The organism is Anaerocolumna sp. AGMB13020 (assembly GCF_033100115.1).
GTDB lineage: Bacteria > Bacillota > Clostridia > Lachnospirales > Lachnospiraceae > Anaerocolumna.
In genome coordinates this window covers 194,167-207,187 of sequence record NZ_CP136910.1, presented here as the reverse complement: position 1 = coordinate 207,187, position 13,021 = coordinate 194,167, and the positions used below count along the sequence as shown (strand labels likewise).

Sequence of the window (13,021 nt, the reverse complement as noted above, 5' to 3'; positions counted from 1 at the left end):
ACCCAGTAGCATGATTAGAATACACTATACTGGTGATGCTGTAGTTTCCTCCTAGTTTTTATTTTACATACCAACTCACCAGCCGAGGGCTTGAATCATTTTATCAGCATATCGCTTGCCCAGGGTAACGGATGAATCATGACTAAAATGAAGACGGTATTGTGTATCGCCAGAATCTACAACCAGACCACTTGCAGAGACTACTGAGCAATTCGTAATCAGGGAAGGCAGTTGGTTTACCAACGTATTGTGACCTGCACAAGGACCGCTGTAAAGCAGTTCACCGGCGAGGAAAGGAACATTCCCCAGGTTCAGATCTTTTCTAAGGTCTTCCACCAGTGTTTTTACCTTGCCGGGCCAGCTCGGGTCGCCGCTGTTGGATTCGCCCTGGTGGAAAATGATGCCTTCAATGACGCCTCCCTTTTGCTGTGCAAGTTTTGCACGGTTGATAATCCAATTATATTTGGTACCTCCCGACTTCATAAATGTCTCAATCTTTTCACCGCTGATGGCGCAGGGTATCAGTCCAATCGTATCACCCGCCGGGACTTTCTGTATCATGGTCTTGCCAAACCAGTCGCCAGGGCCGATTGCATCAAGCCAGGAAGCATGAAGAGGTGGAGATGCCACATCCCACTGATCGGTTACCCGCCCGAGTGCAGCATTATTATCATACCCCAATACCAACACGCGGGGATCTTCCACTTTATCAGAAGCTTGCGCCAAAGCATAACCTGCCATATTGGATTGACCTAATAACAGAAAACAGTGGAATTTAGCAGCACTTGGAGTTGTTGTCGGCGTAGGGGTGGGACTTTGTCCGGGGAAAGTAGTTATAATACCCAGTAAATATTGTTTGAGCAGCGAAAAATCAAGCGCGTCGACGCTGCCACTTGCATCTAAATCAGCCAATGTTGGATTATTAAGGGTTACCAATCCCAAAAGGAATTGTTTCAACGACATTAAATCTGTTGAGTCTATTGTCCCATCGGAGTTTAAATCACCCAAGCTTCCTGTATTACTTCCTGTAGCAAATTTGAACCAGTTCAGGTTGAATAGGTATCCGCTCCCGCCTGTAAATTTCAGATAAACGTTATGTTTTCCACTTGCCCCGGTGACACTGCTCATTACATCGGTCCAAGTCTGCCAACCGCCGGTTCCTGCAACCGGACAGATTCCAATCAAAGTGCCGGTATTACTATCCAGCCTGATCTCAATATTCCCTCCGTTGGTGGCGCTGGCTACTCTGGCCTGAAACTTAGCCGCACCGCTGCCGAAATCGATATTGTTGTAAACTACATAATCCCCATTCTCGATATACCCGATATTCTCTCCGCCTTCGGTACAGGTTTCAGTCTGGATTCCCGACTGATCATTAAAGCTCTCCGCTTCGATCTGTGTAAAAGCTGATCTCGGATCAGGGGTTGGAGTGGGTGTCGTAGTTGGAGTAGGTGTACTGCCGGTGTAATTTCTGATGACACCTAGATCCCAGATAATCTTTTGATATTCTCCTGATGTGCTGGTAGTTCCTTGAATGAGGAAATCAACTTTGTTGATGTCATTAATCTCAAGTTTCTGGTTATATCCTGCGCGGATCAACTCACCATGGGAAACGTTGGTGGTCCACTTGTCTGCATTGTAAGAGAGATTACCGCGCCATGCCCATTTCTCGGCAACCTGCGTCCATGGTCCCCCGGCGCTTGTTGACGTCCATAATTCGTAGTACCGACCGTCTTTCTGGTCTTCTACCAGTAGATAGTATTTTCCGTCGGCAAGTGATTTATAGACCTCTGAACCTTCAAACGTGTTGGATATAGCAACTGTAGGGGCACTAAAGCCCTTCGGAAAGTTCGCTAGGGATGTCTTGCGTACATACAGATTGCCCGAGCCGTTATCGGGTGTGTTGTACATATAGGCATAAGAATCGTCGCAGATAATGTAATAATCCCATCCCATGTTCCCGGATATGCCAAAGGATTTCGGTCCGGACCACGAATTGGGATCCGCTATATTTGTCGTTGTGGAATAGGCTGCCCCATAAGTTCCATCCTGATAGACGAGATACCACAATTTCTGAGGCTCAAAATAAAATACTTCCGGTGCACAAAAATAGCTTTCGCCGATTTTACTCATATAGGTACGAGGCGCGTTTTTTAGTTCGGGAATCGTACTCGCGGATGTATAAAGCATCTGCCATCCTCCGCTTTGATTTGCACCGGTGTAAAACACATGGTATTTGCCTCCGTAGTAAACGATCGTCGGGTCTTTCGCCGCGTAATAATCATATGGAACTGCTTGTCTGTGATTAATCACTCGTGCATCCACATACCATGTCGGATTGGCGTTCGGTGCTGCATTCACTACAGAACCAAAGGATAATATTATTAAAACCAACCCGATAATCACTGTAAAACTCTTTTTTATCCATTGTTTCATAATTATAACCTCCCTTTTTAAAATAGGACACTCCCTAAAGCTCTGAACCCAGGTTATGTACCATGGGAATACACCACTAGAGGTAAAGCGTATTCATTATTAGAAGAGCACTTTGCCTCTAGTGTCAGGATGAATAGCCATTATTGAGCCTAAGGTCTATGATACCTTTTAGTATCCGGCATCTTTAAACGCCTGCAGCGATTTATTATAAGAAGCTTTCGGAGTATTCAAGGCACTAAAGAGCAGCGGCTTCTGTGAAGAACGCCAGGATATGCTGTCATACAAACCCCACCAGGTAACACCTGTAATATTTGCGCCCGCTTTTTTCGCTGAAATGATAGCAGACATCAAATCGTAAACATAGGTTGCCTGTACACTATCCGAAGTATTGGTCACATCAAGCTCCGTGATCTGCATCTCCAATCCTGCATTCATGAATTTCTGCATGGCGGATTTGTATAGGGACATCGACGGATAGCCTGTATCCAGGTGGGATTGCATACCAACACCATCACAGAGCTTTTTCTCTGAATTGATGAATTTAATCATGGAAACAATCTGATCCGCTACTTCATATTCATTATAATCGTTATAAAATAGGCTGACTTTGCCGGTTAACCCATTGGAATCCAAGCATTCACGTGCAAATTGGAATGCCTTCTTTACGTAGGAAGGTGATGTTCCTAAATTTGAACCATATATTTTTGCCCAACCACCGTTGGAACCTGCATGCAAGTATTCATTTACTACATCCCAGGCATATACTACACCTCCGTAATTGCTTTTGTGTACATGGTTCATATAAGTTTTTATATACATTTCCATTCTGGCATCCATGACTGTCTGGCTTACATAGGCTCCGCTTCCACTGTAGCCTGTCCTGAAGAACCAATCCGGCGTCTGTGCATGCCATACCAGCGTATGGGCACGAAGTTTCAATCCATTGTTAGCGCAAATTTTCATGACAGAATCTATCGTATTGAAATTAAATGTAGGTACCGTACTTTCCGTATAGTTTGAAGGAATATAGTATCCGTTAGTTTTCGCCTGAGCTACCGAGATGAGATTGGAGGAGAGAACCGCCTCCGGCTTCATCTCATTTTCCATGGTAATGCTGTTATACTGGGTTTTTATAGCCGCAAGTGTTGACGCATTATTCAATTGGCTGGAGTTTACAGCAGCACCCGAATTCCCGAATAGTCTTCCATTTGAATTCAATAGGGAATCGCTGCTTGGTGTTGGCGAAACTGGAGGGTTTGTGGGTGTCGGAGTAGGTGTGGATGTAGGGGTAGGGGTGGATGTAGGTGTAGGGGTTGCAATTTGTCCAGGGAACGTATTTATAATACCCAGTAAATATTGTTTGAGCAGCGAATAATCAAGCGCATCGACGCTGCCACTCGCATCTAAATCAGCCAAAGTTGGATTACTAAGGGTTTCCAATCCTAAAAGGTATTGTTTCATCAACATTAAATCTAATGAGTCTATTGTCCCATCGGAGTTTAAATCACCCAAGCTTCCTGTATTACTTCCTGTAGCAAATTTGAACCAGTTCAGGTTGAATAGGTATCCGCTCCCACCTGTAAATTTCAGATAAACGTTATGTTTTCCGCTTGCCCCGCTGACACTGCTCATTACATCGGTCCAAGTCTGCCAACCGCCGGTTCCTGTAACCGGACAAGTTCCGATCAAAGTGCCGGTAATACTATCCAGCCTGATCTCAATATTCCCTCCGTTGGTGGCGCTGGCTACTCTGGCCTGAAACTTTGCCGCACCGCTGCCGAAATCGATATTGTTGTAAACTACATAATCCCCATTCTCGATATACCCTACATTCTCTCCGCCTTCGGTACAGGTTTCGGTTTGGACTCCCGACTGGTTTTCGAAACTTTCCGCTTCAATCTGTGTAAAGGCCGATCTTGGGCCAGGGGTAGGCGTTGGTGTAGGCGTTGATGTTGGTGTGGTCTGCTCCGTAAATCCTGCTGCGCACGCCATCTGGGCAAAATTCCACAGGCTTGGCTTCCACACGCTCCAATCATGGCCGTTACCCTGAAGGAGCCATTCCGTGTAGGGAATATTATTGGACTTGCAATAATCTCTTACTCTATTGTTATTGGATATAAGGCCATCTGCGGTTCCGCAGGAGAGAAACAGCAGCTTTAAATTCGCCTTAACCTTAGTCCCTCCGTCAGGAAACAGCTGGTTAACCTGTTTGGTGATGGGTGAGGAGGAAAAGCCACCGATATAGGGGAATTTATCCACATTCGGCAACCCAATATTCAGCGATTGGGCGCCGCCCTGTGAAAGGCCGGCAATCGCCCTATGCTTAGCATCAGTATAAACGGAATAGTGTGATTCAATATAGGGTACAAGAGAATTGATCAAATCTTTCGTGAAATTCTCCCACCCATCCGATACTCCTGTTCCCGTCGCATTCCCATTTGGTAATACAAGGATAAAGGGTTGAATATTACCAGCAGCAATGAGATTGTCAAGGATGACATTCGGTGCACCGTTGTTGTACCACTCGTCTTCATTCCCGCCAATGCCATGCAATAAATACATGACGCTGTATTTGCTGTTCGTGGAATACCCTGGAGGCAGGTAAATTCTTGCCCTCCGCTGACTGTTTGTCGCCGTGGACTGATAAGTAATATAGCTGACCTGACCGTGTGGAATGTTGCTCTTGACTTGGTCATAGCCTGACGGTGGAAGGGTTGGGAGCGTTTCCGCCGCCGCTTGACATACAGGTATTGCGAGAAGTACAGCAAGAAGTACAACGAGAATGGAAAATGTTCGTCTCAATTTCCTGCTTATTTCTTTCCTTAAGATTTTTGATTCCATTTTAATTTCCCCTTTCTTTTTTTGTTATTTAACAGAAAACCTACCTTTAGATAATTCATCTTTAGTAAGTACCTGCACTTGTATTGCTTATCTTTAAGTTTTCACATCCCCCCTTTCACACCCTTATTGTGTATAATAAAATAAACTTATCTTTAAACCGCCGATATCCCAAAGGGGGAGATAAACGGCAGCATGACACACTCTCATCTCCGATGAGATCTCCTGTAAGATTAAAATAGTCCAAAAGATGCGATTAATACCGACAATTAACCGCATCTTTTGCTACTTTTTTGCATAATAAATCAGTTTAACTTATTTCAGAATAATCCACACACGCTTCCTAAGCTTCCTCCTCCGTTAGGTAAGTGCGATTTCCCAACGGGAAGAATCACTTATAGCGCATATGATCTTTAAAGAGAATAAGGTAATTTTGTTCGGAAAAATTCTTACTTGACTCAAGAAGATACATTTTTATCAAGGCATAGTCATGTTGTTCTACGCTCGCATTTCCATATTCTATTTCGAATAATACCTACTGGCATGGTTCTTCTGCATGGCAACAGGGATATCACCCAATATTGATTAGTTGATTTTTACGCTTCCATCGGTAAACTTAATATCTGTGATCTTCTTCATGCTGCCATCACCGAAAGCACCACCTGTCTTCACTGTCAAAGATGCTGTCGAACCTGAAGCACCTTTAAATTTAAATGTGATGGCAGCAAAGATTCCATCCTTGGTAATCAGCTCGCTGCCAATGGTGTTGTCAAGGAAGAGGAAGCTGATGGTTCCGTTATTGATATAGCTGTCGAAATTAACCCCTGCGTTTGTAATAATATCCCCTGCAGTTACCGATGTTGCCTCCAGCAAGTTCGTATCATAATTCACATAGAAGTTGCAGGTTCCTACATTTTTCACCTTCGCCACATTTGCAAAGCTGATAGGTATCGTAACTGTATCTCCTACATTACCGGTGACTGTTCCTATAGTTACTTCCAATTTATCTGACGGTGTTGGTGTTACCGTAGGTGTTACAGTTGGTGTAGGTGTTACTGTTGGTGTTACTGTTGGTGTTGTTGTTGGCGTAGGCGTCTGTCCTCCGGGTTCATTCCCCCATACCAGAGTTCCATTCATGTAAGCAGTAACTTTTTCCCAATCTACATAATTTGAAGCAGAAGAGTTAAAAGAATAGTCATTTGACTGGTTGTAATTACTCCAATCAGACCTTGTTATTCTGGTTTGAACCTCTAAGGAGGATCCCGCAACAAGGTTTCCTGTACTGCTGCTGAAACCTACTTCAAGATAATAGTCTGCATCTTGCGCAGTTGTACTCATTGTTACAAACTTACCCGTTACATTCTTTGTAACATCTATATAGTTCGCACCGCTCATCATACCAGAGCTGTCGCACCAGAAATTTTGCTGCTTCTCGCTATCTACGGTATAGTAATACCTTAATGTCAAATTTGCGAGATTTATCGTGGAACTACCTGTATTAACTACTTTAAACTTTGGAGCGATTGTGTTAGATGCTGCAGATGTAGTACCATTAACAAGCTGAACTTTGATACCTGCATCCGCTGCAAAAGGGTTTGACTGTGGAATACATAACAAAATTAACATGATCATCGTTATTAAAAAAGCAATTGACTTTTTACGCATGATGGTAACCTCCTATTTTTATTGTTTTAATGTATGGAAAACCCCTTTACCTTGCATTCTTAAAATATAAATTGTCCAAATTTGTGCACCAATCCGGATAAGTTTATATTTTTTTAGCAGTTAATATCGGAGCCTACATTACCTCTCTCATAAATCAAGTTGGCGTTCAACAAAGCTGAACATTAATTTTGCTTGTTTTATAGTAAGTCTGTTGAGTTCGACACGTGAATATATTTACTTATCCAATTTCGCATGCAAATTGCTACAGCCTTTTATATCACTGGGCTTAAGTAACTTACATGTTTATGATACATATGTAAAAGCAACATTTAACCTTCTTCGAAAAACCTCTTACCCCTCTTCAAACTTTTTTTCTTTCGAAACCATTAACTGCCCAACATAAATTCTCTCTTTGGTGCATGAGCACAATTTAAGACAATTGCAAAAAAAGACCATGCATATCAGCTTCCTTTATTTATATAATAAACTGAGCATAATCTTATTGCTATATACATATTTTTACTTTGTTTTCATTTATTTACTTGTTATATTTCCAGTGTAAAAATGCTAACTGATAAATATCAGGAATAAGACAGCTAATACAGAAAAAGAGCCGGGAACAGCAACATAAATTGTCATTCCCGGCTCTCTCATAGCCGTATATTATGGAAAATGAACAGAAAAATAACCTAGTACAGTGGTAACGCATATCTCCAAAGTGCGATTACAAATAACTTGATTGCTTTTTTTTCGTGCATAAAAACTTGTCCTCTCCATGGAAAGGTACTTTAATATTTCTGTTTACGTCATAGAAAATTCCAAATTAATGTATATTGTCGCTTATTTGTGGAGGATATCACGAAATCCTAAAAAACTATGAGATTTATGAAAAGATAAAGTATTTAGAAATTCAGGCTTTATGAAGGATTGGGATAAGACTCTCCCCCTACTCACTTTATCTTATCTTTGAAATCATAGCATATTATTAGGGGATGATGATGCCATGGACTTCGCCTAGAGATAATATTGCTACTTTCGGATTCTCCCTGTGCGATGAAGCTTCCGATGGTCAAAAACTGTTCACTTTTTTCGGACAGGGTGCTGACCCTCTCATTTCAAAGACTAATCCCTATTGGGTTAAAGACTCACTTATTAGTATGATTTAGTTTTTTCTTTTTAGGTGCTAAGCTCATAACAATCATAATCAGAGCAAGGGGAATCATAATTTTATCCAAATATCCTCCCGGGGGTGTCCCAGCACCTGCTGCAAAAACAAGAGGTTTCATGATACCAAGCAATGCCCGGAAGCAATATTCAAGAAACAGCAAAATGTACATAAATGGAAGCAAGGATTTATACCGGATACTTACCAGTAATTGTACAAATGCTATCATCAACTGGCTGGAGCCCCAAAGGCCAAAAACAAAGATAATATTATCCCCGCCTTGCGATAAGTCAATATGAGCAATGCTTCCTGCGCCGCCATCCGGTGCAAAGAAGTGGATAAGACTTCTCACTATGCTCACCGCGGAATACAAAAGAAATGTATAAACAGCAATGGTATAGCCTTCGTAATCATTCGTAATATTTTTAGGAAATATTTTTGCAAGAATATTCTTCATAAATTTTTTCTCCTTTTCAGCATTCGCACTTATTCACTTTTAGTGAATGCCATGAACCAGATTATTAATTGCATCAGCAACTTGCTGCGGTTGATCCAAATTGCTAAAATGTCCTGCGTTTTTAACAACCTTTAGTGACACATTCTTACAGCGCTCGGGGATGTCCTCAAACAGCTCTATCGGCTGTGCAGGGTCGCAATCTGCCTGTAGTTGCATCACCGGAAAGGGAAAGTCATTATAAGCTATTTTATCAAATAAGGCATCAAAATCTCGATTTTCCTCTAGAAAGTATTTGGCAGTTGCTTCACTCACTCCTGGCCTTGAAAACTCATAAATAAAGTAGTTCCTATCAGCTTCAGAGAGTTTAGAGGTCATGCGCTTGTCATTGTATACCGTATTAATAAACCATTCCGCATCACGAAGCACGTAATTTCCAACCCAGCTGCTTTTAAAGAATTTCCATTGCGGCTGTTTGCCTGCATTCTCGGGTTTAAAAAGATTTACTTCCATGCGTGTGTAGCTTAATATACGCTCTGGATGATCCCCAACCATGATACTAGTTATAATTGTTCCCCAATCATGCCCTACAACATTGAATTTTTTTACACCAATTGCATCCATAAGCGCCAATGTTTGATCCGCTACATGGTGCCATTCATAGTTTTGATCCTCTGAAGTTGACCGGCCATAACCTTTCATATCAATTGCAATGATGCGATAGTTTTGATCCAGTAAAGGTATCACCTTTTCCCAGGAATAATATCCTTCTGGTAATCCATGAACAAGTAGAATCACTTCTCCGTCAGGGTTCCCCGCTTGAATATAGTGCCAGTTGACTCCCCCCGCCGTCTTATAAAAATGGCTAAATCTGCTGTCAATCTGATCATGATTCTGCTGTGTCTGCTGTCTGAATTTTTCTTGATTGCTTGTGAGTACACTTGCCCTTATTGGTGTAAAAATAAAAATGAACAATACAACGATTGCCAATATAGAGCCAAAAATAATGCTTATAATCCTTAATAATCTCTTCATGTTTAATTCTCTCCATCAACTATCAGTTCGTTCTATATAACATTTCGATACACTTGTATTATATTTGTTGGTATGATACCATATCTATAATTAATTATCAACGATTTGAAGCGTTGTGGAACAGGAGAGGCAAACATGTATCATATTTCCCACGATAAGCGCTCAAGAGAAAGCAGCCAATGGATTTATGAAGCTCTTGAGCAGTTAATGATGGAATTTCCTTACGAAAAAATAACCATAACTGATATTTGCAAAAGAGCAAAAATAGGGCGAGTCACTTTTTATAGGCACTACGATACAATTGATGACATACTGAGAAAAAAGTGTGACGACAAATTTAGAGATTTGCTAGTGTACTTAAAAGAATACTCAGATACCGGAAAAAGAGAGACAAGAACATTCCTTGTACCCTTTTTAAGATTTTGGTATGTTAATCCATCTATTATAAGAGCAATATTTCAGGCAAACAAACACTTTATTATTAATGAATCTATGCAGAAAATTCTGGCCCCTGTAGAGAATCTGCATTTTAATCATCCAGAAACCGGGTATGGAGATTATTTTTCGTCAATTAAGTATACTGCCAGCATCACCGTTTTAATGGAATGGTTTAAGCATGATATGAAGCCGGCCCCGGACGTTTTGTCAGCCAGTTTGCTTCAATATTTAAAAACGCTGATAATGGAAAATATACTTTGATTGTCCACGGTCTAATTGTAAAAGCGGATTATCTAAAGTGAAAGCTTTGCATCCGGTAATAAAAAAAGGCTATGCTCTAAAAAAAACATAGCCTCTCATATGCCTTTTACCTCTGTGAAAATTGTGCTTATAGGGTGTTATAATTTGATTTATCTTTTCCGTATTTATTTCTAATTTTGTGCGGACAGTATGTAGAATAATGGTTGCCAATAAGGTACATCTTCAAGAAATGTTATTACCATTCTTTGTTATCATTCAAAAAACCATAAAACGCTGCCGTCAATTGTTGTAACTTCACAAGTTTTAGGGCTTGCAGCTGATTCGTATATATCACTTATTTTATTCCAACCATGCCTTATAACATAATCGTGTAATTTTTCGACATTTCGTACTTTTATAAAGGCTATTACTCTCTCCAACGCTTCTCCTTGCCAGATATGTATTGTCCTCGCTGGAACTGCGCCTGAATAAATAATCTCCTGAGGTAAATCTGAAACAAAACCGTATGTTCCAATGTTATCTTCATTCCTGTCGAATACGTTACCGTACCACCCAAGAATGTCCACGAACCACTTAACTGTTTTATCCATATCCGGTGAATAATAAACCATTTCGGTTTCTACTATTGAATAACCCCTGTTACTATAATTTTCAAGCTTGTCCATTATATATCCTCCATCCTTATTTTCACAAGTTCATATTTTCAACAAACTAAAATTGTAATTGGAATATTGCAAAATCATAAATTCAAAAAATCATTCAATCATATCAAAATTTCTCAGCAGTCTAACTTTCTCTATCGCAACATCAGCTTTCCACCAATTCTCGGATATTGCATATTCCTTAGGATATTTTTCATTGTTTTCAAACCAACTCCATGTAATTCCCCAAACACCATTTTTAGTTCTACTATCTATTATATAATTTAGTTCCCTTTGTAAAATTTCCTCGTTACCTCTATAAAATTCGCTATCTGGTGATTTTATAAAATCAGATGGTTTTTTGCCGTAAAGTCCCCATTTCGAAGTATCACGTTCCATTGAATCATTAACAAGTTTCTTAACAGTACTTGATAGAAATTCCAAGTCAAACTTGTCCGCCATACCAAGTTGAAATAAGATATCTTTTAAAGCCAGATATCCGCCTACGCCCATCTCTCCATATTTTCCAGGCGTATGAAGCCTATCAATCAATCTATTGGCAATCGTTAAGGCTCTTTGATAAATGATAGAATCCTTATCTGCAAACTTTAAAATAAAGCAGGCAAGTCCCGCAGATACTCCTATGTTCTCATATTTATTGGCTTCACTATCATATGTCCACCATGGAGCATGTGGATAATCGTCATTTGTTGGAATGCTAAACAGCCAACCATCGTCATCACTGTGCATACCACTTTCTATAAATCTAAATATTCCCTGGATGATTGGATGATTTTTATCCATAAAACTGATATCATTTAATTTACTTACCGCATGCAGTGTCGTATACGGCGAAGAGTTAGGATTCCAACTGTCAGGCTCAAAGGTATTTCCAAAGCCACCGTCATCATTTTGATACAGCAATAATGCAGACAAAACAGTCTCTTTACTTCCCTTTTCAAAGTAATATTGCCATAATGCTATTTCAAACTGCCTTGCATTCCTATAAATCCATATCCGGATTTCTTCAAATGCTTGCTTACTAAGTTTTTTCATTCCTAATACCTCCTAAAATATAATCACGCCTAATAAAATATAATCACTCCTAAAGTATACTCTACATTTTAAATACATCATTGTAAAAAAGGGATATGTTTTGTATATACTCTTTCGGTGATAACCCGCAAATCATTTTAAAATCATGATTAAAATGAGGTTGATCGAAAAAGCCCGCTTGTGTAGCTGTATCTATGAGCTGCGTTGGATTGTTCTGTAATAGCCTCAAAGCATAATTAACACGTACAATACGTGAAAAGCTCTTCGGAGAAACTCCAACATATTGTAAGAACAACCGTCTTATATGTTTTTCACTGTAGCAGCATTCCATCGATAAATCTCTTATACTAATGTTACCGTTATGCATGAAAATTTTATTCGTCATTGCTGCAATCCCGTTTCCTATACGAAAATCACTTAATCGGGTAATAAATATCTTGTCTAGCTTTTCTACTAAATCTTCGATACATTCGGACTTAATGAGTTCACTTTCAATTGCCTGCGCCAGCGTTTTATCTATATCATACAGCTCAAATGAGTTATCAATTAAGTCATTTTGGTTTGCATGAATAAACGGATATAAGCAACCAGAATGAAATTCAATTAATAGCAGTAATTTCATCCTGTTTGCATGTTCCCCAACATTACACGCTTTTGTGTTTACGCCTCGTAAACTGCTACTTACTTTATTAGTACTTACGGAAATAACTATTGTTGAACTAGCTGTTGGCAAAATTGTATAATCCTTCGACATTTTTATGGGACTGGATATTGTATAACAGGATATATAAGGTTTTAACATGTGATGCGGCGAAAGGTTAATAAAATCATTTCCTCTACACAACGTAATTCCTTGAAAAAACTCTATGTTTTCCTGAGAAATCATATATATGTCTCCTTTCAATTCGTCAAATATATGCTATCTCTTTAACATATAAATTAGCATACTAAAAAAATGAAGAGAAAGAATGCAATCGGTTCAATCACATATATCTTTGCTTTTTCTTTCATATTCACATTCACTTACCAAAG

At 39.9% G+C, this 13,021-nt stretch carries 9 protein-coding genes; 1 reads left to right on the top strand and 8 read right to left on the bottom strand.

Annotated features, from left to right (window positions below; translation table 11 throughout):
• Nucleotides 1-75: 75 nt before the first annotated feature.
• The 5 genes from R2R35_RS00930 to R2R35_RS00910 all read right to left on the bottom strand — a co-directional run bounded on the left by R2R35_RS00930 (nucleotide 76) and on the right by R2R35_RS00910 (nucleotide 9,593).
• A complete protein-coding gene (locus R2R35_RS00930) occupies nucleotides 76-2,436 on the bottom strand; it encodes a non-reducing end alpha-L-arabinofuranosidase family hydrolase (protein WP_317732627.1) in 2,361 nt (786 codons plus the stop codon).
• 168 nt (nucleotides 2,437-2,604) lie between these two features.
• Nucleotides 2,605-5,277, bottom strand: coding sequence for an endo-1,4-beta-xylanase (locus tag R2R35_RS00925; RefSeq protein ID WP_317732626.1), 2,673 nt, complete (start codon nucleotides 5,275-5,277; stop codon nucleotides 2,605-2,607).
• 582 nt (nucleotides 5,278-5,859) lie between these two features.
• On the bottom strand, nucleotides 5,860-6,939 hold the full coding sequence (locus R2R35_RS00920; RefSeq protein WP_317732625.1) for a cohesin domain-containing protein: 1,080 nt from the start codon (nucleotides 6,937-6,939) through the stop codon (nucleotides 5,860-5,862).
• A gap of 1,145 nt (nucleotides 6,940-8,084) precedes the next feature.
• On the bottom strand, nucleotides 8,085-8,561 hold the full coding sequence (locus R2R35_RS00915; protein ID WP_317732624.1) for a hypothetical protein: 477 nt from the start codon (nucleotides 8,559-8,561) through the stop codon (nucleotides 8,085-8,087).
• Nucleotides 8,562-8,600: 39 nt separating this feature from the next.
• Entirely contained in the window at nucleotides 8,601-9,593 is a 993-nt protein-coding gene (locus tag R2R35_RS00910) for an alpha/beta fold hydrolase (RefSeq protein WP_317732623.1), read from the bottom strand.
• Nucleotides 9,594-9,728: 135 nt separating this feature from the next.
• Here R2R35_RS00910 and R2R35_RS00905 point away from each other — a divergent pair, with 135 nt between their 5' ends.
• Entirely contained in the window at nucleotides 9,729-10,292 is a 564-nt protein-coding gene (locus tag R2R35_RS00905; protein WP_317732622.1) for a TetR/AcrR family transcriptional regulator, read from the top strand.
• Between the two features lie 251 nt (nucleotides 10,293-10,543).
• Here the strand turns inward: R2R35_RS00905 and R2R35_RS00900 are convergent, their stop codons facing one another.
• From R2R35_RS00900 to R2R35_RS00890, 3 genes are all read right to left on the bottom strand, one after another.
• Nucleotides 10,544-10,957: a hypothetical protein gene (locus tag R2R35_RS00900; protein ID WP_317732621.1), complete on the bottom strand. Its 414-nt coding sequence runs from the start codon at nucleotides 10,955-10,957 to the stop codon at nucleotides 10,544-10,546.
• A gap of 90 nt (nucleotides 10,958-11,047) precedes the next feature.
• Complete coding sequence (locus tag R2R35_RS00895) at nucleotides 11,048-11,989, bottom strand: hypothetical protein (protein ID WP_317732620.1); 942 nt, start codon at nucleotides 11,987-11,989, stop codon at nucleotides 11,048-11,050.
• 61 nt (nucleotides 11,990-12,050) lie between these two features.
• Nucleotides 12,051-12,875, bottom strand: coding sequence for a helix-turn-helix transcriptional regulator (locus tag R2R35_RS00890; RefSeq protein ID WP_317732619.1), 825 nt, complete (start codon nucleotides 12,873-12,875; stop codon nucleotides 12,051-12,053).
• Between the last annotated feature and the right edge of the window lie 146 nt (nucleotides 12,876-13,021).